27 protein-coding genes are annotated in these 25446 nt (G+C 51.5%); 26 read left to right on the forward strand and 1 reads right to left on the reverse strand.

Annotated elements, in window-relative coordinates:
* The first annotated feature begins 54 nt into the window (after positions 1-54).
* From CCE92_RS12540 to rsmI, 10 genes are all read left to right on the forward strand, one after another.
* The gene (locus CCE92_RS12540; protein WP_088008391.1) at positions 55-1485 is read left to right on the forward strand and encodes an aminotransferase class I/II-fold pyridoxal phosphate-dependent enzyme; all 1431 of its coding nucleotides are present in this window, start codon (positions 55-57) and stop codon (positions 1483-1485) included.
* Positions 1478-2122 (forward strand): dTMP kinase, encoded by a 645-nt coding sequence (tmk, locus tag CCE92_RS12545; RefSeq protein ID WP_088008393.1) that lies wholly within the window; start codon positions 1478-1480, stop codon positions 2120-2122. Before CCE92_RS12540 ends, tmk begins: the two co-directional genes overlap by 8 nt.
* 53 nt (positions 2123-2175) lie before the next feature.
* Complete coding sequence (gene darA, locus CCE92_RS12550) at positions 2176-2505, forward strand: cyclic di-AMP receptor DarA (protein WP_088008395.1); 330 nt, start codon at positions 2176-2178, stop codon at positions 2503-2505.
* Positions 2506-2517: 12 nt separating this feature from the next.
* The gene (locus CCE92_RS12555) at positions 2518-2958 is read left to right on the forward strand and encodes a YaaR family protein (RefSeq protein ID WP_088008396.1); all 441 of its coding nucleotides are present in this window, start codon (positions 2518-2520) and stop codon (positions 2956-2958) included.
* A gap of 572 nt (positions 2959-3530) precedes the next feature.
* On the forward strand, positions 3531-4523 hold the full coding sequence (holB, locus tag CCE92_RS12560; RefSeq protein WP_088008398.1) for a DNA polymerase III subunit delta': 993 nt from the start codon (positions 3531-3533) through the stop codon (positions 4521-4523).
* 4 nt (positions 4524-4527) lie between these two features.
* Positions 4528-5340, forward strand: coding sequence for a PSP1 domain-containing protein (locus CCE92_RS12565; protein WP_088008399.1), 813 nt, complete (start codon positions 4528-4530; stop codon positions 5338-5340).
* Between the two features lie 10 nt (positions 5341-5350).
* Positions 5351-5704: a DNA replication initiation control protein YabA gene (gene yabA / locus CCE92_RS12570; RefSeq protein WP_088008466.1), complete on the forward strand. Its 354-nt coding sequence runs from the start codon at positions 5351-5353 to the stop codon at positions 5702-5704.
* Between the two features lie 60 nt (positions 5705-5764).
* Positions 5765-6502: a tRNA1(Val) (adenine(37)-N6)-methyltransferase gene (locus tag CCE92_RS12575; RefSeq protein ID WP_175578099.1), complete on the forward strand. Its 738-nt coding sequence runs from the start codon at positions 5765-5767 to the stop codon at positions 6500-6502.
* Complete coding sequence (locus tag CCE92_RS12580) at positions 6489-6758, forward strand: GIY-YIG nuclease family protein (RefSeq protein WP_088008403.1); 270 nt, start codon at positions 6489-6491, stop codon at positions 6756-6758. The genes CCE92_RS12575 and CCE92_RS12580 overlap by 14 nt, the downstream gene beginning before the upstream one ends.
* Entirely contained in the window at positions 6755-7633 is an 879-nt protein-coding gene (gene rsmI / locus CCE92_RS12585) for a 16S rRNA (cytidine(1402)-2'-O)-methyltransferase (RefSeq protein ID WP_088008405.1), read from the forward strand. Before CCE92_RS12580 ends, rsmI begins: the two co-directional genes overlap by 4 nt.
* A gap of 42 nt (positions 7634-7675) precedes the next feature.
* On the opposite strand, the gene abrB is transcribed toward rsmI, so the two are convergent.
* Positions 7676-7957 (reverse strand): transition state genes transcriptional regulator AbrB, encoded by a 282-nt coding sequence (gene abrB, locus CCE92_RS12590; RefSeq protein WP_088008407.1) that lies wholly within the window; start codon positions 7955-7957, stop codon positions 7676-7678.
* A 312-nt stretch (positions 7958-8269) separates the two neighbouring features.
* On the opposite strand from abrB, the gene metG reads away from it, so the two are divergent.
* The 16 genes from metG to CCE92_RS12670 all read left to right on the forward strand — a co-directional run bounded on the left by metG (position 8270) and on the right by CCE92_RS12670 (position 25445).
* Positions 8270-10240 (forward strand): methionine--tRNA ligase, encoded by a 1971-nt coding sequence (metG, locus tag CCE92_RS12595; RefSeq protein WP_088008409.1) that lies wholly within the window; start codon positions 8270-8272, stop codon positions 10238-10240.
* A 190-nt stretch (positions 10241-10430) separates the two neighbouring features.
* Positions 10431-11201, forward strand: coding sequence for a TatD family hydrolase (locus CCE92_RS12600; RefSeq protein WP_088008411.1), 771 nt, complete (start codon positions 10431-10433; stop codon positions 11199-11201).
* Between the two features lie 39 nt (positions 11202-11240).
* On the forward strand, positions 11241-11759 hold the full coding sequence (locus CCE92_RS12605; RefSeq protein ID WP_088008413.1) for a ubiquitin-like domain-containing protein: 519 nt from the start codon (positions 11241-11243) through the stop codon (positions 11757-11759).
* Between the two features lie 105 nt (positions 11760-11864).
* On the forward strand, positions 11865-12431 hold the full coding sequence (gene rnmV / locus CCE92_RS12610; RefSeq protein ID WP_088008415.1) for a ribonuclease M5: 567 nt from the start codon (positions 11865-11867) through the stop codon (positions 12429-12431).
* The gene (gene rsmA / locus CCE92_RS12615) at positions 12424-13320 is read left to right on the forward strand and encodes a 16S rRNA (adenine(1518)-N(6)/adenine(1519)-N(6))-dimethyltransferase RsmA (RefSeq protein WP_088008417.1); all 897 of its coding nucleotides are present in this window, start codon (positions 12424-12426) and stop codon (positions 13318-13320) included. Before rnmV ends, rsmA begins: the two co-directional genes overlap by 8 nt.
* Before the next feature lie 135 nt (positions 13321-13455).
* The gene (gene veg / locus CCE92_RS12620) at positions 13456-13719 is read left to right on the forward strand and encodes a biofilm formation stimulator Veg (protein WP_088008419.1); all 264 of its coding nucleotides are present in this window, start codon (positions 13456-13458) and stop codon (positions 13717-13719) included.
* Between the two features lie 116 nt (positions 13720-13835).
* Positions 13836-14699, forward strand: a complete 864-nt coding sequence (ispE, locus tag CCE92_RS12625) for a 4-(cytidine 5'-diphospho)-2-C-methyl-D-erythritol kinase (RefSeq protein ID WP_088008421.1) — start codon at positions 13836-13838, stop codon at positions 14697-14699.
* Positions 14700-14755: 56 nt separating this feature from the next.
* Positions 14756-15583, forward strand: coding sequence for a pur operon repressor (gene purR, locus CCE92_RS12630; RefSeq protein WP_088008423.1), 828 nt, complete (start codon positions 14756-14758; stop codon positions 15581-15583).
* A 1-nt stretch (position 15584) separates the two neighbouring features.
* The gene (locus CCE92_RS12635; protein WP_088008425.1) at positions 15585-15971 is read left to right on the forward strand and encodes a RidA family protein; all 387 of its coding nucleotides are present in this window, start codon (positions 15585-15587) and stop codon (positions 15969-15971) included.
* A 106-nt stretch (positions 15972-16077) separates the two neighbouring features.
* Positions 16078-16362: a septation regulator SpoVG gene (spoVG, locus tag CCE92_RS12640; protein WP_088008427.1), complete on the forward strand. Its 285-nt coding sequence runs from the start codon at positions 16078-16080 to the stop codon at positions 16360-16362.
* A 137-nt stretch (positions 16363-16499) separates the two neighbouring features.
* Entirely contained in the window at positions 16500-17873 is a 1374-nt protein-coding gene (glmU, locus tag CCE92_RS12645) for a bifunctional UDP-N-acetylglucosamine diphosphorylase/glucosamine-1-phosphate N-acetyltransferase GlmU (RefSeq protein ID WP_088008429.1), read from the forward strand.
* Between the two features lie 14 nt (positions 17874-17887).
* Positions 17888-18853 (forward strand): ribose-phosphate diphosphokinase, encoded by a 966-nt coding sequence (locus CCE92_RS12650; RefSeq protein ID WP_088008431.1) that lies wholly within the window; start codon positions 17888-17890, stop codon positions 18851-18853.
* Between the two features lie 70 nt (positions 18854-18923).
* The gene (locus CCE92_RS12655) at positions 18924-19604 is read left to right on the forward strand and encodes a 50S ribosomal protein L25/general stress protein Ctc (protein ID WP_088008433.1); all 681 of its coding nucleotides are present in this window, start codon (positions 18924-18926) and stop codon (positions 19602-19604) included.
* Between the two features lie 72 nt (positions 19605-19676).
* Positions 19677-20237 carry an aminoacyl-tRNA hydrolase gene (gene pth / locus CCE92_RS12660; RefSeq protein WP_088008435.1) on the forward strand — a complete coding sequence of 187 codons (561 nt, stop codon included), beginning with the start codon at positions 19677-19679 and terminating at the stop codon, positions 20235-20237.
* A 65-nt stretch (positions 20238-20302) separates the two neighbouring features.
* Positions 20303-23830: a transcription-repair coupling factor gene (gene mfd, locus CCE92_RS12665; RefSeq protein WP_088008437.1), complete on the forward strand. Its 3528-nt coding sequence runs from the start codon at positions 20303-20305 to the stop codon at positions 23828-23830.
* A gap of 13 nt (positions 23831-23843) precedes the next feature.
* Positions 23844-25445 carry a putative polysaccharide biosynthesis protein gene (locus tag CCE92_RS12670; protein WP_241536047.1) on the forward strand — a complete coding sequence of 534 codons (1602 nt, stop codon included), beginning with the start codon at positions 23844-23846 and terminating at the stop codon, positions 25443-25445.
* Position 25446 lies beyond the last annotated feature (1 nt).

Here is a 25446-nt window from a genome sequence, read left to right on the forward strand (position 1 = left end):
TCCCGGATTTCCGTTATACTTAAGGAACGAATGGAATGTGAGGGTGCAGCAGTTATGCAAAGGGTCCAGCGGCGTCCGCTCGTGGACGCGTTACAGAAATTCCAGCAGCAAAAACCGGTATCGTTTCATGTGCCCGGGCATAAGAACGGTCTGCTTTCCGGACTTCCGGATGAGATCCGCCAGGCGCTTCGTTTTGATTTGACGGAGCTTTCCGGGCTGGATGATCTCCATTTTCCTGACGGGGCCATCCTGGAAGCCCAGCAGCTGCTGAAGGAAACGTATGGGACGGACGAAAGCTTTTTCCTTGTGAATGGCTCCACCGTCGGTAATTTAGCTATGGTGCTCGGTTCATGCAGTGAAGGGGACACGGTCATCGTGCAGCGCAATGCCCACAAGTCCGTGTTCCACAGCATTGAACTCGCCAGGCTCGATCCTGTCTATGTCACACCGGAATGGGACACCCGGACGATGACAGCGACACACGTTTCCCTGAAAACCATTCAGCAGGCCCTCCGCGAATATCCGGAAGCGAAGGCGCTGATGCTGACATATCCGAATTACTACGGAATGGCAGGATCCGATTTGAAAAGCATCATCATGCTCGCCCATTCCCGCGGAGTACCGGTGCTGGTCGATGAAGCGCACGGCGCACATTTCATTTCCGGTGTGCCGTTCCCGAAATCGGCCTTATCCCTCGGAGCAGATGCGGTGGTACAGTCTGCACATAAAACCCTTCCGGCGATGACGATGGGTTCTTACTTGCATATCCGGTCGGAATTGGTCGACCGGAAAATCGTTTCGGATTACTTGAGGATCCTCCAGTCGAGCAGTCCGTCTTATCTCATCATGGCCTCCCTTGACGACGCGCGCGCATTCATCGGCGGTTACAGCAAAGCGGACAGCCGCTATTTCCTCGAGAAGCGCCGTCAGTTCATTGAGGGACTCCAGACAATCGAAGGGCTGGAAACTGTCGAAACGGAAGATCCGCTGAAACTGATTTTGCGCGCAGGAAAAGCCGGCGGTTTTGAACTGAAGAAATCATTGGAAGCTCATGGGGTTTACCCGGAACTGGCAGATCCCCGCCAAGTGCTTCTCGTCCTGCCGCTGTTGAAAATCAGGCACTCTTATCCGTTTGCTGAAGTGCGGAGCCGGATAAAAGAAGCGGTGCAGTCACTTGAACGAAAAAATTTTCCGGGAGCTTCTATACCTGTCCAGCCTGCAGTTTCAGCTCCGGACGTACAGCAAAAGGAACTACAGACAGCGGAGGGGGAGTGGGTGCCGGTGGTACGGTCGATCGGCCGGGTCGCTGCCGGTGCGGTGATTCCATATCCGCCAGGCATCCCCCTCATCGTCCCGGGGGAAAAGTGGACGACGGCGAAACTTGAAGAACTGATGGACTTGATGGCAGAAGGGGCGGTGCTCCAGGGAGAGCACCAGCTGGAAGAAAAATTGCTGTACGTAGTACGGGAGGACCAGAATGAATAACAGAGAACGATTTATCACGTTTGAAGGGCCGGAGGGGGCCGGAAAAACAACAGTCATCGGTAAAGTGAAAAAACAGCTCGAGCAGGAAGGTATTCCGGTGATTCTCACGCGGGAACCGGGCGGAATCGCAATTGCCGAACGGATCCGTGAAGTGATCCTTGATCCGGGACATACTGCCATGGACGGCCGCACAGAAGCGCTTCTGTATGCGGCGGCCCGCCGCCAGCATTTGGTCGAGCGGGTGATTCCGGCCCTTCAGGAAGGCTATGCGGTCCTCTGCGATCGGTTCATCGACAGTTCATTGGCTTATCAGGGGCATGCAAGAGGGATCGGCATCCATGAAATTCTTGCCATTAACGAATTTGCGATTGAAGGAATGATGCCGGGACTGACGCTGCTGTTCGATCTGCCCCCGCATCTCGGTCTCCGGCGAATTACGGAAAACGGCGAACGTGAGCAGAATCGGCTCGATCTCGAAAAACTGCCTTTCCATGAAGCGGTACGAGAGGGCTACCGGAATGCAGCGAAAATGTACCCGGAGCGGATCCGGGTGATTGACGCTGCAAAGCCGCTGGATGAAGTGACAGAAGACGCACTTCGGCTGGTAAAAAAGCAACTGGAAAGTTATAGGGTGTAAAACGCATTCATGCTATAATAGAAAGAAGAAGCCTGCTAAAGGGGAGAATTCCGATGAAGCTTGTAGTAGCGGTTGTACAGGATCAGGACAGCAACAGATTGTCCAACGCCCTGACGAAAAACGATTTCCGGGCAACGAAACTGGCCAGCACAGGCGGGTTCCTGCGCTCCGGTAATACGACATTTCTGATCGGTGTCGAAGACGGGCTTGTGCCGGAACTGCTCGATCTGATCCGGGATAACTGCCGCTCCCGCGAACAGATGGTGGCGCCGGTTTCACCGATGGGCGGCAATGCGGATTCGTACATTCCGTACCCGGTCGAAGTCGAAGTGGGTGGCGCAACGATTTTCGTCCTGCCGATCGAACAATTCTATCATTTCTAAAGCGGGGATCCTATGAAAATCAATCACGATTTACGTACCGGAATAAATAACGCCCGGGCGGACAGAATAGAAGCGGCCGCACCAGCCGGCCGTTTCAGTCAGCTGGTCGCCGGCCGGCACCAGCAGCTTCAGACAGAACAGCTGACCCGGCTTTTCGGCGATATCACCCTGGCCGGTGACCGGCTTGCCCGCTCACGCAGCATCCGGGAATTCACAAAGTTCAAAGGGCTGGTCAAACATTTTCTTCAGGAAGCGGTTGACCAGGGAATGGACTTGAAACAGTCCCATACATGGAACCGGTTCGGTGAAGGGAAGAGGCTGAAGATTGTGGAAACGGTCGATTCCGAACTGCTCCTGCTGATGGAGGAGCTGCTGGATCAGGAGAAGAGCTCAATCGATCTGCTGGCGCGAATCGGTGAAATTAAAGGAATGCTCATTAATTTATACACGTGAAGCCCGGGGTCAGCGGACCGCGGGATTTTTCAACAGTCCTCAAAATGAGCATTTTTGCCGGCATTATATCTTAACGATTACTATATGATTACTGAGCTCTCTGATCTGTTTGCTTTACTATGAAAATGCTCATTTTCGTCGGCTCGTTCCTTTTTCGAGAGGATTGCAGCAGGAAGTTATTCGCGAAATTCCGTCGACCTATTTTACCGGCACAATTTGCTGAAGAAGGAGCGGCAGGTGGCGACTCCGACGGGATCAGCGAATGAGTGGGCAAGGAAAGTCCTGACCACTCATTTGCGACGAGCACGCGGAGCGGCGCAGGAGCACAAGGGTTTATCTTCGACAAGCGAGACCCTGCAGGACGCGGAGCGGCCGAAACGGCTTGCGGACCGCCCCTGGCAGCCAGCACCGTGGCGTCCTGTCACGCTGGCTGCATTTCCCACATTGTGTGGGTCAGAAAGCGTCCACTTAAAGCGAGGTCTTCAGCTCGTGTAAGAACTGAAGTGAGATCGAATAAACTAGGACTAAATTTGCTCATTTAAAGATAAATTCATCCGGAAAGGAAGAGACGCATGCAGAAAACGACTGAAGCATATGAACAGATGCAGCCGGCCGTAATGGAAAGGCTCCGTCGTGCTTTCCGGAAAGACCGGCTGGCGCATGCCTACTTATTCGAGGGAACGACCGGATCCGGTCTGGAAGAAGTGGCCGGCTTCTTTGTGCAGCTGCTGCTGTGCAGATCCCCGGAGAACGGGAACCCCTGCGGGGACTGCCGGGACTGTCGGCTGTATATATCGGGCAATCATCCGAACTTCGCCGCGCTGGAACCGGATGGTCAATTCATTAAAATCGATCAGATCCGGGAACTCATCAGCCGGATGAATAAGACCGGTTTCAGTGAGGGGCGGAAAGTGTACTTGATCCGCCAGGCAGACCGCATGAATGCTTCTTCCAGCAACGGTCTCTTGAAATTTCTCGAAGAACCGGAGACGGATGTGACAGCTATCCTTCTGACCGACCGGCTCCATGCAGTCATGGATACAATCCAGTCCCGCTGCCAGCTTGTCACGTTCCGGGAACTGCCGCATCAGCAGGCGATCGAAGCGCTGACCGGACAAGGGGTGACCCGGTCAATGGCCGCCACAGTTTCCATGCTGACACGGAATACCGAAGCGGCAGCCGTGCTTGCTTCAGACGAGCAGTTTGGACAGTCGAGAAGTACAGTGGTAAAATTGGTGGAAGTCCTGAACACGAACGTGCAGGAAGCGCTGCTTTTTCTGCAGTCGGATTGGTTTCCGCTCTTCAAGGAAAAGGAAGATGCGGAGCGGGGACTCGATCTCTTGCTGTTCGCTTACCGGGACATCGCTTCGGTGAAAGCGGGACTGGAAGAAACGCTCACATACCCGGACATGAAAGAAACTTGGAAGCAGATCGCCCTTCAGCGCTCATTCGCTGTTCTGTCGGATCAGCTGCAGGCGATTCTGACAGCGAAGCAGCAGCTCGGCCGGAACATGAACCGGACACTGCTGATGGAGCAGCTGGTGCTGAATCTGCAGGAGGGATGAAGAGGTGTACAACGTAATTGGTGTCCGCTTTAAAAAAGCGGGTAAAATATATTACTTCGCCCCCGGTGATTACCAGATCGATAAAGACGATTTCGTCATTGTTGAGACAGCACGCGGGGTCGAGTACGGAAAAGTCGTCGTACCAGTAAAAGAGGTCGGAGAAAATGATGTGGTCCTTCCGCTGAAGCAGGTCATCCGAAAAGCGACCGAAAAAGATCGGCAGCAAGTGGAAACGAACCGGATGGAAGCGGCCCGGGCCTTCGAAACCGGGCTGAAAAAAATCACTGAGCATAAACTTGATATGAACCTTGTGGATGTTGAATATACGTTCGACCGCAATAAAGTCATCTTTTACTTTACTGCCGAAGGCCGCGTCGATTTCCGCAATCTGGTGAAGGATTTGGCGTCCGTTTTCCGGACACGGATTGAACTTCGTCAGATCGGAGTGCGGGATGAGGCGAAAATGCTCGGAGGGATTGGACCGTGCGGCCGCATGCTGTGCTGCTCCACTTTCCTGGGTGATTTTGAACCGGTTTCGATCAAGATGGCCAAAGACCAGAATCTGTCATTGAATCCGTCCAAAATTTCCGGGCTTTGCGGCCGCCTGATGTGCTGCCTGAAGTATGAGAATGACGAATACGAAGAAGCGAAAAAAGAGATGCCGGACGTAGGCGCCCGCGTTTCCACTCCGGATGGGGATGGGCGAGTCGTCGGACTTAACCTGCTTGAGCGGGTGCTGAAAGTGAAACTCGCAGAACAGGAGCAGGTGCTGGATTATTCATTGGATGAAATTAATGGCCAGGGAATGAAAGCGTGAGGTGACCGTGGTGAAGGACAAGAACTTTCTCGATTCCGTCATGGAATTTGAACAGCAGCTGGAAATGATGCAGCGGCAGTTCAGTGATCTGAAGGAAATACTGGCGCAGACAATGGAAGAACGCCATGCGCTGCAGCTGGAAAATCACCACCTTCGGGCGCGGCTCGAGGAACTCCATGCAGGGCAGCCGGCAGCCGGCCGCAGAAAAGCGAAAAAAAACGCAATCGATATCGGAGAAGGGTATGACAATCTGGCCAGGCTGTATCATGAAGGGTTCCATGTCTGCCATGTGCATTTCGGCAGCTCCCGAAAAGGTGACGACTGCCTGTTTTGCCTTTCATTCCTTAATAAACAGAACAGCTGAATAATTGAAGACCAAAAGGCGGCGATTGTCGCCTTTTGCTATGCAGAAAGGAAGATGATAATGCTCGAACATGATGAGCGGCTGGATTATTTACTGGCAGAAAATCTGCGGATCATTCAAAGTCCTTCCGTTTTTTCTTTTTCGCTTGATGCCGTCCTGCTCGCGCGCTTTGCGTCGATTCCTGTGAAAAGGGGAACAACCGTCGATCTCTGCACGGGGAACGGGGCGATCCCGCTTTTTCTGAGCGCCCGCTCAGCGTCCCGGATCATCGGCATTGAATTGCAGGAACGGCTGGCGGGTATGGCCAGACGCAGCGTTGCCTATAACGGGCTCGAGGACCGGATCGATGTTGTGACAGGAGACGTGAAAGACGCAGCGAAGCTGCTCGGCTATGAAAAATTCGATGCGGTCACCTGCAATCCGCCGTATTTTCCGGCACACGAATTAAGCGACCGGAATACGAGTGAACATTACGCCATCGCCCGTCATGAGTTGTTCCTGACTCTGGAAGAAGCAGTCCAATCAGCGAGCCAGCTCCTGAAACAGGGAGGGAAGGCGGCATTCGTCCATCGTGCGGGAAGGCTCGCGGATATAATGGATTTAATGCGGTCGAACCGGCTGGAACCGAAACGGCTCCGTCTTGTCCATCCGAAAGAAGAGAAAGAAGCGAATACATTATTGATTGAAGGGATCAAGGACGGGAAACCGGACTTAAAGGTCCTTCCGCCGCTCGTCGTGTACAGCGGAAATAATGAATACACGCCGGAAGTCCGGGAGCTGCTGTATGGAAACGGATGATTACTTTTTCTATGTGGTAAAGTGCAGCGACGGAACTTATTACGCAGGCTATACAACGGATCTGGCGAAGCGGCTGGCGGCCCATAACAGCGGAAAAGGCGCCAAATACACAAGGGCGAAGCGGCCGGTCCAGCTGATCCACAGCGAAACATTCAACACAAAACCGGAAGCGATGCGTGCGGAATATGCCTTTAAACAGCTGACGCGCCTGCAAAAGGACCGCTATCTCAATACCGGCAGGAGGACGGAGAAATGAAATCCCAAAAAAGTTTCAGCCAGTCCGGACCGCGGCTTTATTTAGTGGCGACGCCGATCGGCAATTTGGAAGATATGACATTCCGTGCAGTCCGGATTCTGAAAGAAGCGGATGTCATCGCGGCAGAAGATACGAGAAATACAAGAAAGTTATGCACTCATTTCGAGATCCAGACGGCGCTTATCAGTTATCACGAGCATAATCGGGACACAGCTGGTGCAAAAATATTATCCCTCCTCGAAGAAGGGAAGACGGTGGCGCTTGTCAGCGATGCCGGCATGCCGTGCATCTCCGATCCGGGTGCCGCTGTAGCGGCTGAAGCTGCCGATGCGGGCTTTCCCGTCATTCCGGTGCCTGGCGCGAATGCAGCTTTGAGCGCCCTGGCGGCGTCCGGGCTTCCAGCTGACCAGTTTCTGTTCATGGGCTTTTTGCCTCGGCAAAAGAAAGAGCGGAAAGAAGCACTGGAGAGGTTAGGGCGACGGCAGGAAACCCTCCTCTTTTACGAAGCCCCTCACCGGCTGAAGGATACAGTATCAGCGATGGAATCGGTGTTTGGCAGTGAGCGCCGGGTAACGATTGCGCGGGAACTGACTAAGAAGTTCGAGGAATTCCTGAGGGGAACACTGGCGGAAGCGGCGGCATGGACTGCGTCAAGTGAACTCAGGGGAGAATTTTGTGTGATCGTTGAAGGAAACGCGGAAGGGGAACATGAAAGCGACGATTCGGCTTGGTGGAAACTCCTCACTGTCACTGAACACGTGGATGAACTGATCCGCCAAAAAGGGCTTCAGCCGAAAGAAGCCATTAAAGAAGCGGCGAAAGAGCGGGGCGTGCCGAAGCGGGAAGTGTACCAGCTTTATCATGGCCTCACGTAAAGAGACACCGGAATCGGATTCCGGTGTCTCTTTATATGGCATTTAAGCTTTGCTCAGGTTCGATTGGATTTCGCGGACAAGCTGTTCGGCGCCTTCCGGACTGAGAATCAGTTTGCCGCCTACGAGCCGGAGGTTGTTATCTGAAACTTCCCCTGTTACTGCGCATGTCATGTTCGGCATGTACTTTTTGAGGATAATTTTGTCGTCATCAACATAGATTTCGAGCGCGTCTTTCTCTGCAATGCCAAGTGTCCGGCGAAGTTCAATCGGGATGACTACGCGGCCCAGTTCATCTACCTTACGGACAATACCTGTCGATTTCATTTTCTTGATCCCCTTTCGGATTTTGAATCTTTTTCGTCAAAATTCGACAAAATCCTTGCTTGTGGGTTATCATACCAAGTAATGGGAATTAGGTCAATAAAAAACTATACTTTTTATAATAAAAAATGACGGAATTCCGATTTTTCAGCTTCCGCATCAAGGATGCCGGTTAATCGGGAAGCAGAGGGCAAACCTCCTGGCGTTCAGTGCCTGCTCCCGCTCCTGCACCGGCTGACAGGAGCGCGAAATATTGAGAAAAACGGCTTCCTTCGCTAAAATGAAGGATAGATTGAACAAACTGGAGGAATTGGGTTGAGCGAGCAGAAAAAAACGTTCTATATAACTACACCGATTTATTATCCGAGCGGAAAATTCCATATCGGCACCGCTTATACGACTGTGGCTTCCGATGTAATAGCCCGTTATAAACGGCTGCGCGGATTCGATGTCCGCTTTCTGACAGGCATGGACGAGCACGGTCAGAAGATACAGGAAAAAGCGGAAGAAGCGGGAATGGAGCCGCAGGCTTATGTCGATGAAATTGCTGAAGCAGCGAAAAAAGTGTGGGCCACGATGGATATCACTTACGATGATTTCATCCAAACCACTGAAGAGCGGCACAAAAAAGCCGTCGAAAAGATTTTTCAGAAGTTCCTTGATAACGGAGACATTTATAAGGGGGAGTATGAAGGCTGGTACTGCACTCCTTGTGAATCTTTTTATACAGAAAGTCAGCTTGACGAGCATGGGCATTGTCCGGACTGCGGACGGCCTGTCCATAAAGTGAAGGAAGAATCCTATTTCTTCAACATGAAAAAATACGCGGACCGCCTGCTGAAGTACTACGAGGAAAATCCGGCTTTCATTGAACCGGAGTCGCGAAAAAATGAGATGGTCAACAACTTCATCAAACCGGGTCTTGAAGACCTTTCCGTTTCCCGTACTTCGTTCGACTGGGGGATACCGGTGCCCGGGGACCCGAAACATGTCATTTACGTCTGGGTGGATGCTCTCTCGAACTACATTACAGCACTCGGTTACGGTTCTGAAGACGATTCGCTGTTTAATAAGTACTGGCCGGCGGATGTGCATGTAGTCGGTAAAGACATCGTGCGGTTCCATACGATTTACTGGCCGATTTTCCTGATGGCCCTTGATCTGCCGCTTCCCAAGAAAGTGTTCGCGCACGGATTCATCATGATGAAGGACGGCAAAATGTCCAAGTCGAAAGGCAACGTCATTTATCCGGAAACACTCGTGGAGCGGTATGGCCTTGACGCAACACGCTACTTCCTTCTCCGGGAGCTTCCTTTCGGATCGGATGGGGTCTTCTCGCCGGAAGCATTCGTAGAACGCACGAATTTCGATTTGGCAAATGATCTGGGGAACTTACTGAACCGTACAGTCTCGATGATCAATAAATACTTCGACGGACAAATCCCGCAAGTCGCCGGTGAACAGACCGGCTTCGACATTGGGCTGCAGCAGATGGCAGGCGCCACGGTCGCTTCTTATGAGAAACACATGGAAAAAATGCAGTTCAGTATCGTCTTAAGCGAACTGTGGTCTTTCATCTCGCGGACTAATAAATACATCGATGAAACACAGCCATGGGTGCTGGCGAAAGAAGAAAGCGATCGGAATAAACTGGCCTCTGTCATGGCCCACTTGGCTGAGAGCCTGCGATTTGCAGCCGTCATGCTGCAGCCTTTCATGCCGCATGCCCCGAAGAAGATTGCGGAACAGCTGGGGCTTTCTGCCGACAGCCTTGACTGGGACACTTTGGGAACATTCGGTCAGATTCCGGAAGGGACAGCGGTTGCAAAGAAAGGCACACCGATCTTTCCGCGGCTCGAGATGGAACCGGAAGTCGCTTATATCCGGGAACAGATGAAAAGTCCGGTACAGGCGGAGGAACCCGCGGCGGCAGAATCACAGGAGCCTGAAGCTCCTGAAGCATCCGAAATCACGATCGATGATTTTTCGAAAGTGGATTTGCGGGTGGCGACGGTTACAGCGTGTGAACCGGTTCCGAAGACTTCAAAGTTACTGAAACTGCAAGTGAATCTCGGCTATGAAGAACGGCAAGTCGTCTCCGGAATCGCTGAGCATTACGAGCCGGACGACCTGATCGGCAAAAAAGTCGTTGTCGTCACTAACCTGAAACCTGTCAAACTGCGCGGTGAACTTTCTCAAGGCATGATTTTGGCGGGCGAAGGCAAAGAAGCGCTTAATGTCATCACAGTAAACGACCATTTACCGAACGGCACACAGATCAAGTAACAGCAGCAAAGGCATTCCGCCATCAGACGGAGTGCCTTTTGCGTTAATTCCAGCTCAATTTGTCCAGGCACAGATTTTGTAAAGAGCTGTTTCCGTACAGTCATTATTTGTAATCACAATGTAAACGCCCCGTGAATTATGAAACAGCTTTTTCCCTTATAATAAAAACAACGAGTTAGGAGAATGGATCATGTTTATTGATACACACGTGCATTTAAATGCCGACCAATACGAAGAAGATTTGGAAGCTGTCATACAGCGGGCGCTTGATCACCAGGTGGAAACCATGGTCGTCGTGGGGTTCGACCGGAAGACAATCAGACGGGCCCTTGAACTGGCGGAAAAATATGAGTTCATTTATGCCGTAGTCGGCTGGCATCCGGTCGATGCGGTCGATTGCACAGAACAGGACCTTGAAAGGATTGAAGAGCTTGCCGCCCATCCCAAAGTTGTCGCAATCGGTGAAACCGGCCTTGACTACCACTGGGATAAATCCCCGAAAGAAATCCAGCAGGAAGTGTTCCGGAAGCAGATCGCACTGGCAAAACGGGTCAGTCTGCCGATTGTCATCCATAATCGGGAAGCGACGGCAGACGTGCTTCGAATTCTCAAGGAGGAACAGGCCTCGGAAATCGGGGGCATCATGCATTGTTTTGCTGGAACGCCTGAAGAGGCCCGTGAAAGCATCAGCATGAATTTCATGATTTCACTCGGCGGGCCGGTGACTTTCAAAAATGCCAAAGTCCCGAAAGAAGTCGCAACAGAAGTTGACCTCGAGCACTTGCTCATTGAGACGGATGCTCCGTACTTAGCTCCGCATCCATACAGAGGCAAACGTAATGAACCTTCTTATGTGCCTTTGGTAGCAGAGGAAATCGCCCGTTTAAAAGGGCTGACGATTGATGAAGTCGCAAAAGCGACTACGGAGAATGCACGCGCATTTTTCGGGATCGGCCAGTGAACCGCAGAAAGCTGTTCGCAAAGTAAGGAGGATGGTAGTATGTCCGCAATTTCCAGCCGGCATCACGCTGCAGTGAACAATAAACGCAAATTGATTTTCAGCGGACTCCTGCTTTTGCTGGTTTTAGGATGCATTTCGCTGCTTGTCCATGAAAGCAGTAAACAGACCGTCACATTTTATGCGTATGGCGAAACACTGACGGTACGTACCCATGCGCTGACGGTCGGTGATTTCCTGAAAGAGCAGGGAGTCGGTTACAGCGAGCATGACTATATATTTCCTTCTGCCGGGCAGCCGGTCACAGAAGGAATGGAAATTGAATGGACAAACGCCGAACAGTACGCCATTACACTGGAAGACAAGAAAATCACCGCTTGGGCTACGAGCAGCCGGGTAAAGGATATTCTGGAAAAAGCGGATATTTCGCTGTCGGCGAATGATACAGTCACGCCTGCATTGAATGAAAAAGTGGATGCCGGTGACTTGATCCGGATTGAAAAAGTAAGGAAAAACGAGATGAACAGTACTGCTGTTCCGACTTACAGCGCTTCCCGCTGAAACATTGCGAAATCCACAGCCCTGCCGGTCAGCCGGAGGGCTTTTTTGCTTCCGCGACATCCGTCATGTAAAATAAGCAACGGCGACAGGAATGGAGAAATCAATGTGGATATAAAAGAAGTGATTGTTGTGGAAGGAAAAGATGACACGGTAGCCGTGAAACGTGCGACAGGCGCGGACACGATCGAGACGAACGGCTCTGCTGTATCGGACATGACACTGCAGCAGATTGCTCATATGCAAGAAAAGCGGGGAGTGATTGTATTCACGGACCCGGACTATCCCGGAAAACGGATACGGGCCATCATTGAAGAACGTGTACCCGGTGTAAAACATGCATTTCTTGATAAAAAGAAAGCGATCGCCGCTGACGGCAAAGGAATCGGTATCGAACATGCAGCGGACGCAGATATCCGGGCGGCCCTTTCAGCTGTCTATACGCGGATGGACGCCGATACAGAGAGCTGGAACATCACTGCGGATGAATTGATTGCATCCCGGCTGATGCTGCATCCCTCGTCCCGGCAAAGGCGCGAGCGGCTGGGGAGGCAGCTGAAAATCGGCTATGCGAATGCAAAAGGCCTGCAGAAGAGATTAAAGATGTTTGGCATTACACAGGAGCAGTTTAAAGAAGCGGTCCGCATCCTGGACCAGGAGGACAGTTATGACTAAAGATATCGCAACTCCTATCCGTACAAAAGAAATTATGGAAAAACACGGCCTGACTTTTAAAAAAAGCTTGGGGCAGAACTTCCTGATCGACCCGAATATTCTCCGGAACATCACCGCGTATGCCGGTTTGACGAAAAAATCGGCAGCCATCGAGATCGGTCCGGGAATCGGTGCGCTCACAGAGCATCTGGCCAGAACCGCAGGGGAAGTGCTGGCTTTTGAAATCGACCAGCGGCTGCTGCCTGTCCTTGAAGATACACTCTCACCATACGATAATGTTAATATTATCCACAGTGATGTCCTGAAGGCAGATGTAGCGGAACTGATCCGCAAGGAACTTTCAGGTTACAGTGATCTTATGGTAGTGGCGAATCTCCCTTATTACGTGACAACCCCCATCATATTGAAATTGCTGCTGGAAGATCTGCCTCTCCGGGGGCTGGTAGTCATGCTGCAAAAAGAAGTGGCGGAACGGATCACAGCCAAGCCGGGCACGAAATCATACGGCTCACTTTCGATCGTCATCCAGTACTACACAGAAGCGGAAATGGTGATGACTGTGCCTAAGTCGGTTTTCATGCCTCAGCCGAACGTTGATTCAGCCGTAATCCGGATGATCCGGAGAAAAGTCCCGCCAGTGAACGTAATCAGTGAGGAGTTTTTCTTCGAAGTGGCAAGAAGTTCTTTTGCGCAGCGCCGCAAGACATTACTGAACAATCTCCAAGCTCATCTGCCGAAGGGGAAAGAAAAAAAAGAGGCTATCCTCGGTGCGCTCCATAAAGCCGGTATCGAACCTGGAAGACGGGGCGAAACGCTGACGATTGAAGAGTTCGGCCGTCTGTCCGATGCCCTGTATGAGGAATTTGGCCCTTCTTCTGAAGGAAAGTGAAGAATTTTATACAAAAAGTAAAAGAAAAGCATTGAAGTCTGTTGACATGAAGTAAGAGATGTTGCTAAAATATTTAATTTGTTTGACAAATCGAATTTTTTGTGTTACACTTCTGACATAGTGAGGTGTAGACAAATGCCAAGAACGTTAGCGGATATTAAAAAATCGTTGGACTTGCATTTAGGGAAACGGCTTCTACTGAAGGCGAATGGCGGACGCAAAAAAACCATCGAACGCGCTGGTATTTTGCGGGAAACCTACCCGTCTGTTTTTGTCGTTGAGCTCGATCAAGACGAAAATGCATTCGAACGGGTGTCTTACAGCTACACGGATGTACTTACAGAGGCAGTGGAAGTGACTGTCTGCAGCGGGCAGGAAGACGCGCTCGCTGTAAAATGAAACTCGATTTACCGTATCGCAAAAAATCACACAGCGCCCGCGGCGGCATTGTGTGATTTTTTTGCGTCCTGCTGTGGTAAACTGATTTCACGAGTAAGTGCAAAGGAGAGAACTGAATGCTGTATGTTAAAGCGCCGGCGAAAATCAATTTGACCCTTGATGTTCTCCGGAAGCGTCCGGATGGCTACCATGAAGTGGAAATGATCATGACTACCGTCGATCTGGCAGACAGAATCGGACTGTCGGAAACAACGGGTGAAATACGGATTGATTCCGAAGACCGGTTCATCCCGAATGATTCCCGGAATTTAGCCTTTCAGGCTGCACAGTTGATGAAGGATACATATGGAATTAAACAAGGTGTTGCCATTACCATCGACAAACAGATTCCTGTGGCTGCCGGGCTTGCCGGGGGAAGCAGTGACGCGGCCGCCACACTGAAAGGGCTCAATAAGCTTTGGAATCTCCGGCTTTCTGAAGATGAACTTGCTTCATTAGGCGCTGAAATCGGTTCTGATGTTTCATTCTGCGTATACGGCGGGACAGCGCTGGCAAAAGGACGGGGAGAAATCATCGAAAAACTTCCATCTCCGCCGAACTGCTGGGTTGTGCTGGCTAAACCGGCAATAGGTGTTTCAACAGCTGAAGTATATGGTAATTTCAGTGCTGAAAAAGCAAGACGGCCGGATACTGGGGCAATGATCCGTGCGATCGAATCCGGAAACTATGAAGAAATGTGTACCTCTCTCGGTAATGCACTGGAAAGTGTGACACTCGACCTTCATCCCGAAGTCGCTCATATCAAAGACCAGATGAAAAAATTCGGAGCGGATGCTGTATTGATGAGCGGAAGCGGTCCTACGGTATTCGGCTTGGTTCAGCAAGAGATCCGGATTCCCCGGATCTATAACGGTCTCCGTGGCTTCTGTGAAGAAGTCTATGCAGTCCGCCTGATCGGCGAGCGGGAAGCTCTTGCCTAAAGGCGTATATTCATGTAAAATTTTTATTAGAATATTCGTATTTAGGAGAGGGATTCATGAAATGGAAGCGCAGTGAACGCCTTGTCGATATGACAGCCTATTTATTAGAACATCCGCATAGGCTTATTCCGCTCACTTATTTTTCTGAACTTTACGCTTCGGCAAAATCATCTATCAGTGAGGATCTCGGAATTGTAAAAGAAACGTTCGAGACGAAAGGAATCGGTCTGCTGGTGACTGTCCCCGGTGCAGCTGGCGGCGTTAAATACGTGCCAAAGCTGCATGAAGCCGAAACAGAAAGGATTGTGGCAGACTTGATCGCCGAGCTGAGTCATTCGGACAGACTGCTGCCGGGCGGATATTTGTTCATGACAGATGTCCTTGGCAATCCGGAAATGATGAACCGGGTGGGGAAAGTGTTTGCTACAGCTTATGCGGGACATCAGATCGACGCGGTCATGACTGTCGCCACAAAAGGCATACCGATTGCCCATGCAATCGCCCGCCATCTCAATGTGCCGGTCATCGTTGTCCGCCGTGACAGTAAAGTGACGGAAGGGCCGACTGTCAGCATTAATTATGTTTCCGGGTCTGCACGGCGGATCCAGACAATGGTTCTGTCGAAACGCAGTATGAAAAGCGGACAGCGGGTGCTTATTACCGATGACTTCATGAAAGTCGGCGGAACGATGAACGGGATGAAAAGCTTGCTCGAAGAATTCGGTTGTGCGCTTGCTGGAGTAGCCGTGCTTGTCGAAGACGGCGCCGCGGCAAAGCAACTGAGAGAAAAGTACTTGTCCCTTGTCAAACTGTGCAGCGTGGATGAACAGCAGCGCACAATTGAACTGGAACCCGGGAATTATTTGATGGAAGGAGAGTTTTAAGATGAAGTACGTTTCAACAGACAAAGCACCGGCCGCTATCGGCCCGTATTCACAGGGGATTTCTGTGAACGGCGTGTTCTACAGTTCCGGTCAGATTCCGCTGACCGCCAAAGGGGAAATGGCCGAAGGCGGCATTATCGAGCAGACCCACCAAGTATTCGCCAACTTGAAAGCGGTGTTGGCAGAAGCCGGTTCCTCCCTCGACCGGGTCATAAAGGCGACAGTGTTTGTAAAGGACATGGATGATTTTGCGCAGCTGAATGAAATTTATGCGTCCTATTTCGGGGACCATAAACCGGCGAGATCGACAGTCGAAGTTGCGCGTCTGCCGAAAGACGCTAAAGTGGAAATCGAAGTAATTGCCCTTACAACTGCAGCCAGTGAATAATTTTTGAAAAAACAGTTTTATTTAGAAGGAACTTCCGATTCTCTGTCGAACCATTAAGTTATAGAGAAAGTCTTTTATGGCTTAATCGATGAGAGGTGGTGAGAGAATGGAAGTCACTGATGTACGGCTGCGCCGGGTCGAAACTGAAGGAAGAATGAAAGCCGTCGCTTCCATCACACTGGATGGGGAATTTGTCATTCATGACATCCGGGTGATTGAAGGGAATTCAGGGCTGTTCGTGGCGATGCCGAGCAAACGCTCTCCGGACGGGGAATTCCGCGATATTGCCCATCCGATCAATCCCGGAGCCCGGAGCAAAGTGCAGAACGCTGTGCTCACGGAGTATGAACAGAGCGAAGCACCGCAGCTTGTAAAGGAAGCAGTACTATAAGAATAGACGCCTAGAGTCTCCTGTTCTGCAGAGGCTCTTTTTTTTGTGCAGGCAGCTGAACAGCCGCAAACCTTGAAAAACAGGCCTTTTTCGGCTACTCTTAAGAAAGAATCTAACGAGATATCGGAGGCTGAGAAATGACCCGTACATACGCAGTAGTTCTGGCTGCAGGCCAAGGGACGAGGATGAAATCCAAATTATACAAAGTTCTCCATCCGGTATGCGGTACGCCGATGGTTGAACACGTCGTGCGCAATATCAGTGAACTCGGAGCAGACAAAATCGTGACAGTGGTCGGGCACGGAGCGGAAAAGGTACAAGAGCAGCTTGGATCGGAAAGCGAGTACGTGATGCAGGAAGAACAGCTCGGGACGGCGCATGCTGTGCAGCAGGCAGCTTCGCTGATTGAAGGGCTGCCCGGCATCACGCTTGTTGTGTGCGGGGATACGCCGCTGATCCGCCATGAGACGATGCAGCAGCTGATCGAACATCACCAGGATGAAAAGGCGAAAGCGACGATCCTGACCGCTATGGCGGAAAATCCTTCAGGATATGGACGGATCATTCGGGATGCGGAAGACAATGTATCGAAGATCGTGGAGCAGAAAGATGCATCCCCGAAAGAACGGCTCGTAAAGGAGATTAACACAGGCACTTACTGTTTTGATAACGAGGCCCTTTTTAAAGCGCTCAAGCAAGTCTCGAATGATAATGCGCAAGGAGAGTACTACTTGCCGGACGTCATCGAAATTCTTCAAAAACAGGGAGAGACTGTGGCGGCTTATGCGACCGACGACTTCAGCGAGACGCTCGGTGTCAATGATCGGGTCGCGCTGGCCGAAGCTGAACGGATCATGCGCGGACGCATTGCTGAAAAGCATATGCGGAACGGTGTATCCATCGTGGATCCGGCTTCCGTCTACATCAGTTCGGAAACGGAGATCGGCAGGGACACAGTCATCCAGCCGAATGTCATCATTGAAGGGACATCCAAAATCGGCGATGATTGCGAAATCGGCCCGAGCAGTCATATTAAAAACAGCCAGATCGGCGATAGGACAACCGTCCATTCTTCAGTCGTCACAAGCAGCACGATCGGCTCGGACACGGCTGTCGGCCCGTATGCGCATATCCGGCCGGATTCGCAGCTGGGGGATTCCGTGAAAATCGGCAATTTTGTCGAAGTGAAAAAATCGGCACTCGGCCAAGGAAGCAAAGTTTCACACCTCAGCTACATCGGTGATACAGAGATCGGGACGAACGTGAACATCGGCTGCGGAACAATCACGGTCAATTACGACGGCAAAGAAAAACATGTAACACAAATCGGCGATGATTCATTCATCGGCTGTAATTCCAACCTCATTGCGCCGGTATCGATTGGAAAAGGCTCCTATGTAGCGGCCGGTTCGACCATTTCAAAAGACGTGCCTGAAGATGCCCTTGCAATTGCCAGGGCGCGGCAGGAAAATAAAGAAGGTTACGTCCAAAAACTAAACCTGAAAAAATAGGAGGAAACCGCCCAATGGGTTATGCGTTTAATGCAAGTACGAAATTGAAAATTTTCTCGCTCAATTCGAATGAGCCGCTCGCTGCGGAAATTGCCGAGAAAGTCGGTCTGCCTCTTGGCAAGTGCTCTGTCACCCGCTTCAGTGACGGTGAAATCCAGATTAACATTGAAGAGAGCATCCGGGGACATGATGTCTTCATCGTGCAGTCGACATCCAAACCGGTCAATGAGAACCTGATGGAACTTCTGATTATGATTGATGCGGTGAAGCGGGCTTCCGCACGCACGGTCAATGTCGTTATCCCGTATTATGGCTACGCCCGGCAAGACCGGAAAGCGCGTTCCCGTGAACCGATTACAGCCAAGCTCGTTGCGAACCTGCTGGAGACAGCGGGAGCGGACCGCGTAATCGTTCTCGACTTGCATGCTCCGCAAATCCAAGGTTTCTTTGATATTCTGATCGATCATCTTGTAGCCGTTCCGCTGCTGTCTGAGTACTTTAAAAAACAAAGTGTCATTTCACTGGATGACGTCATCATTGTTTCCCCTGATCATGGCGGAGTGACGCGGGCGCGTAAAATGGCAGACCGGCTGAAAGCGCCGATCGCCATCATCGATAAACGCCGTCCGCGGCCGAACGTAGCTGAAGTGATGAACATTGTCGGGAATGTAGAAGGAAAGACAGCCATTCTGATCGATGACATCATTGATACGGCAGGAACCATCACCATCGCTGCAGAGGCTCTTATCAAAAGCGGGGCAAAAGATGTATATGCCTGCTGTACGCACCCGGTGCTGTCCGGTCCTGCGATTCAGCGGATCGATGATTCACCGATCAAAGAATTGGTTGTGACGAATTCGATCGACTTGCCGGATGAAAAGCGTTCGCCGAAAATCAAACAGCTTTCCGTCGCTTCACTTCTTGCGGAAACCATCGCCCGCGTCTATGAACAGAAGTCGGTAAGTTCACTGTTTGATTAAGCTGAAAGGTTTTGATTTCCTGACTGCGGGTAAAGGTTTACCACGCAGATAAACTCAGGAGGGAATAGACATGGCTACAGTAATGAATGCAAAGAAACGCCAAAGTGATGTGCCGCATTCGGCATTGACTGAACTCCGGCAGAAAGGATTCGTGCCTGGAGTCGTTTACGGATATCAGACAGAGACAGTCCCTGTTTCGGTTGAAGAAGTCGAATTGATAAAGACCCTTCGGGAAACAGGACGCAACGGCGTCATTTCCCTTGAAGTGGATGGGAAACAGACGAACGTCGTGTTGAATGATTACCAGATGGATGCACTGAAAGGCAGCTTCAAACACGTGGACTTTTTGGCGATCAACATGACCGAAGACCTCGAAGTGGATGCACCGGTCCACTTGACCGGTGAGGCGAAGGGTGTCTCGGAAGGCGGTATCATAAACCAGCCGAACCATGAAGTGACACTGAACGTGAAGCCGTCGGATATCCCGGATGCGATCGAAGTGGATGTGACCGATCTTGACATCGGTGATTCGCTGACAGTCGGGGATATCCGTGATAAAGTGCCATATGAAATTGTGACTGAAGACAATTACGTCCTCGCCAACGTCCTGGCGCCGCGTGTGGAAGAGGAAGAAGAACCGGAAGCTGAAGAAGGCGAAGAACCGGAAGCTGCGGACGCGGATTCTGAAGAAACAGCTGACGGACAAGGAGAGACTGAGGCTGAGGGCGAAGAAACCGAAAATCAGGAGTGATTTTCCGGAAAAGCTATTGGGGACTGTCCGCAGGCAGTCTCCCTTTTTTCGTGAATGAGTGAGGTGAAATAGATGAAATTGATTGTGGGGCTTGGAAACCCGGGAGCCAGATACGCAGGCACCCGCCACAACATCGGCTTTGAAGTCATCGACCGGCTGGCGGAAAAATGGGACACCCCGCTTGTCCAGTCGAAATTCAACGGCGTTTACGCGACAGTCCATCGTCCGGAGGGTAAAGCGATTTTGCTGAAACCGCTGACTTACATGAATTTATCTGGGCAGTCGGTGCGCCCGCTGATGGATTATTTCGATATCGATACAGACGAACTGACCGTCATTTATGATGACCTGGATTTGCCGTCCGGACAGCTGAGGCTCCGGCAGAAAGGGAGCGCAGGCGGTCATAACGGGATCCGTTCCCTCATTGAGCATTTAGGGACACAGCAGTTCAACCGGATCCGGATCGGCGTCAGCCGGCCGCCAGCCGGCATGAGAGTCCCGGATTACGTGCTGTCGGGGTTCCGGCCGGAAGAAAAGCCGGATGTAGCAAAAGCGGTGGAGCGTGCAGCGGAAGCGTGCGAGTACTGGCTTGAAAAACCTTATTTGGAAGTCATGAATAAATTTAATGGATAAGAGCTGCTTTTGGGTATGCGTGCCCAGAGCTTTTTCTGTTTTGATCATAATGAGGAGGTACAGGAGTGGAACCGATCCTGCAGACTTTTAGTAAAGAAGATATCGCCCGGTCTTTCCTGGCCGACCTGGAACAGGGCAGCGACAGGCAGTTGGTCTCCGGGCTCTCGGGGAGTGCCCGCCCTGTATTGTATCAGTCGATACAAAACGAACTTTCAAAACCGATGCTCATTGTGGCACCCAGTCTGTTCCATGCCCAGCGGATCTACGATGATCTGGTCCGTCTCGGCGGAGATGAACAGGTGCGTCTGTATCCTGCAGATGAACTGCTGGCGGCAGAACTGGCTTTTTCAGGCCCTGAGCTGCGTGCCCAGCGCATCGAAACACTGGACCATATGATGAATACCGGCACCGGCATTTATGTCACTTCAGTGGCTGGTCTTCGGAAACATTTGCCGAAGCCGGGCAGATGGGCCTCTTTTTCGCTGCAGGCTTCAGAAGACGGGGAAGTGGATACGGCGGAATGGACAGCGAAACTGACCGCGATGGGATATGAACGCGCCGGTATGGTGACGACGCCCGGAGAATTTGCGCTGCGTGGCGGAATTCTGGATATTTATCCATTGAATTTCGAGCACCCGGTCCGTATTGAGTTGTTTGATACGGATGTCGATTCAATCCGGCTGTTTTCAGCAGAGGATCAGCGGTCTCTCGATAAACTGGCATCCGTCAGAATTCTTCCGGCTGCTGAAATCATGACCGACAGTGAAAACCGGAAGCTGCTTGCTGAGAGGCTGGAACAGCAGCTCGGCATGACCCTGAAAAACGTGAAGGATGAAAAGGTCAAGGAATCGCTGCTCCAGTACATCCGGCATGATATCGAAATGCTCCGCGAAGGGAATCTGCCGGAGCAGACGGCGAAGTATGCTTCGCTTATGGAAGGGCAGACAGCCTTCCTCACAGATTATTTTCCGTCCGACGGCCTGATTTTCCTGGATGAAATGGGGCGGATCCAAGAAACCGATGAATCCCTGGAGCGCCAGGAAAATGAACTGACTGTTTCACTGCTGGAGGAAGGCAAACTCGTCCACGGTGTCCGGCTGGCGCATACATTCAGGGAATGCCTGAACCGCATGGATCAGCGGGTGACGTTCCTGGCCCTGTTTGCACGGGCGTTTTCCGGTATACAAATGTCGAAGACGGTGAATTATTCCTGTAAACCGATGCAGGCATTCCACGGACAGATGAATTTACTGAAGAACGAATTCGAACGCTGGTCGCAGGGGAAATTCAATGTTTTCATTACAGCCCGCGGCAAAGAGAGGCTGGACAAGGTTCATTCCGTGCTGGAAGATTACGGCATTGAAGCGGAACGCTGGATACCGGCAACAAAGCTTCAGGAAGGCAAGGCGTATATTGTTGATGGGGAATTATCTGCCGGTTTTGAACTGCCGCTGCAGCGGTTTGCTGTAATTACAGACGCCGAACTTTTCAAACGACAGGGAAAAAAGAAGAAGAGAAAGCCGCAGAAGCTGTCGAATGCCGAGCGCATCAAGAGTTATTCGGAAATCAAAGCAGGCGATTATATCGTGCATGTCCATCACGGCATCGGCCGTTATATCGGCATCGAGACGCTGGAAGTGGACGGCAACCATAAAGATTATCTGCATATCCGCTACAGAGCGGATGATAAGCTCTATGTCCCCGTTGAACAGATCGATCTCATTCAGAAATATGTCGCCTCTGATGAAAAGGAGCCGAAACTCCATAAAATGGGCGGCGCTGAATGGAAAAAAACGAAATCCAAAGTATCCAAAGCGGTCAAGGATATTGCAGATGAGCTGATCAAGCTTTATGCGGAACGCGAATCCCAAAAAGGGTTTTCCTATTCGGAAGACACGGATCTCCAGCAGCAATTCGAGGCGGACTTTCCATATGAAGAAACCGATGATCAGCTCCGATCCATTCATGAAGTCAAACGGGACATGGAGAAAGAGCGCCCGATGGACCGTCTGCTCTGCGGTGACGTAGGATACGGCAAGACGGAAGTGGCGATCCGAGCAGCATTCAAGGCTGTACAGGATGGCAAACAGGTGGCTTTTCTGGTTCCGACGACCATTCTGGCGCAGCAGCACTTTGAAACGATGAAAGAGCGGTTCAGGGATTATCCGGTGGAAATCGGCATATTGAACCGTTTCCGGACAAAAAAGCAGCAGACCGATACACTGAAAGGTTTGAAATCGGGAACGGTCGATATTGTGGTCGGCACCCATCGGTTATTGTCGAAAGACGTCATCTACAAGGATCTGGGCCTGCTTGTAGTTGATGAAGAACAGCGATTCGGCGTTACTCACAAGGAGAAGATCAAGCATCTCAAGACGAATGTGGATGTTCTCACACTGACAGCGACACCGATTCCGCGCACGCTCCATATGTCGATGGTCGGCGTAAGGGATTTGTCGGTGATCGAGACACCTCCGGCAGACCGTTATCCTGTCCAGACATACGTGATGGAATCGAATGGCGGTCTTGTCAGAGAAGCGATTGAACGTGAACTTGCAAGGGGCGGGCAAATATTCTACTTGTATAACCGGGTGGACGACATGCTCAGGAAAGTCGATGAAATCCAGGAACTGGTGCCGGAAGCGCGGGTCGGACATGCACATGGCCAAATGGCGGAAACCGAACTTGAGTCTGTGATCTTAAGTTTCCTGGAAGGGGAGTACGATGTGCTCGTCACCACCACCATCATCGAGACGGGCATTGATATCCCGAATGTCAACACGCTCATCATTCATGACGCGGATAAGATGGGCCTGTCCCAGCTGTATCAGCTGCGCGGGCGGGTCGGCAGATCGAACCGTGTGGCGTATGCCTACTTGCTGCACGAACGCAATAAAGTACTGACGGATGTGGCGGAAAAACGCCTCCAGGCCGTCAAGGAGTTTACGGAACTTGGATCCGGATTCAAAATCGCGATGCGTGATTTGTCGATCAGAGGAGCGGGAAACCTTCTCGGCTCCCAGCAGAGCGGGTTCATCGATTCTGTCGGGTTCGATCTTTATTCCCAAATGCTGCAGGATGCCATTGAAGAAAAACAGTCGGGCCGGCCGCAGGAAGAAAAGACGGAAATCGAAATCTCACTGGATACCGACGCCTATATTCCTGACAGTTACATCGCAGACGGCTATCAGAAGATCCAAATGTACAAGCGCATCAAAGCGATTGAAGCGGAAGAAGAAATGCTTGAACTGCAGGATGAACTGATCGACCGCTTCGGGGATATCCCGCTTGAAGTCGAGCGGCTGCTCCGCATCGCCCGAATGAAAGTGTGGGCCCGGACTGCCCGGGCGTCATCCATCAGACAAAACGGGAACTTGACCGAAATCCGGCTGACCGAACAGGGGACCGCTTCAATCGACGGCGGAAAACTGATGGAGGAGACGGCTCCGTTCGGACGGGCTATCGGCATCCATGTCAGCGGGCAGGAACTTGTCCTTAAAATCGATGAAAAGAAACTGAAGAAGAACCATCCGTTCGACGTGCTGGAGTCCGTAGTGAAACTGCTTCCTGAAGCACGCAAGACGGCTGCATGACGGGAGAAATGAAATGGGGCCGCGCCCGGAAACGAGAATGGCGATGAAAGGATTTATGAAAGGGACTTCCCTGCTGCTCGCCGCCGGACTCATCGTTAAACTGCTCAGTGTCGCGTATCGGGTGCCTTTCCAGAACATGGTCGGGGACAGAGGGTTCTACGCTTACCAGCAGATCTACCCATTCATCGGCATTTTTACAGCCTGGACAGCGTATGGATTTTCAGTAGCGGTCTCAAAACTGCTTGCTGACAGCGGACCTGCAGCACACCGGTCAATCAGGCGAATCGCGCTCAGCTGTCTGGCTGTATTCGCCGCCGCAGTGTTCAGTACGCTTTTCATGGGTTCCGGTCAGCTGGCTGAATGGATGGGTGATCGTCAGCTCGCCCCGCTTTTGCAAGTGGCCGCCTTCGCTGTGCTTCCCATCCCTCTCTTGGCTGTTTTAAAAGGCCGGCTGCAGGCAGAGGGACAGATGGCACCTGTCGCTTATGCACAGATCATGGAACAAGGTGTCCGTGTGACTGTTATATTAGGCGGGACATGGATGGTGCTAGCCGCCGGTTATTCGATTTACACAGCTGGAGCCGCAGCTCTGTCGGGGACTGTCGCCGGCGGGGCAGCAGCGGTCATATTCCTATTTGTTTTGACAAAAAGGGGAATAAAAGACGAAAAAAAGGGGGCGGCGGTTCCAATTTGGCCGGCTGTCCGCAAACTGCTTGTTCTGAGCGCGGGATTCAGCTTGAGCGCGCTTATTCTGCTGCTGTATCAGCTGGCTGATTCTTTCACGGTGTTCCGGATCTTGGCTGATACCGATTTGAGTGTGCGGCAAGCGATGGAACGGAAAGGGATATACGACCGGGGACAGCCGCTCATACAGTTCGGTCTGGTGCTGGCGTCCTCGATCGCGCTGTCGGTTGTCCCGCTTGTAGCAAAAGCGGCAAGACAGACAGCAGGACGGTCTCCGGATCAGTTCGTCCGCCTGGCGTTCCGGATGGCATTTTTATTTGCAGCGGCAGCGTCCGCCGGATTGGCGCTGCTCATGCCGTACGTCAATGAAATGCTGTTCGAAACAAATGAAGGATCGGCTGCTCTGGCAGTGTTCGGCATTCAAATTTTTTGGGCTTCTCTTATTTTTGTATGGACAGCCATTCTTCAGGGAATCGGAAAAATCGGCGTGCCGTCCCTGTTCCTGTTGATCGGTTTCGGCCTGAAAGTTTCACTTAATCTTTTCCTCATACCGGAATTCGGCATCATGGGAGCGGCGGTGGCCGGGAATGCCGGTTTGGCATGTTCCGCAGCCTGCCTTTACCTTTACTTCAAGAAGGTGTGGCCCATCCGGTTTGCGCCGCTGCCATTTTACAGAGGCGCAGCTATAGCGGTAGGAATGATGACTGCAGCAGTGACGGCATGGAGCATCCTGGGAGATTCTTACCTGTTCGACGGACTGCCGGGAAGACCGGCTGCAGCGGTTATTGCCTTATCCGGCACAGCGCTTGGTGCAGGTATGTTCCTTACCGTCGTCAGCAGACTTCGCATTCTGAGCGAGAGAGAATGGTTTTTTATTCCACTGGGAAGAAAAGCGGCGCAATATCAGTTGTGGATCAATTCAAAGCGGTAGG

Source organism: Indiicoccus explosivorum (assembly GCF_002167005.1).
GTDB lineage: Bacteria > Bacillota > Bacilli > Bacillales_A > Planococcaceae > Indiicoccus > Indiicoccus explosivorum.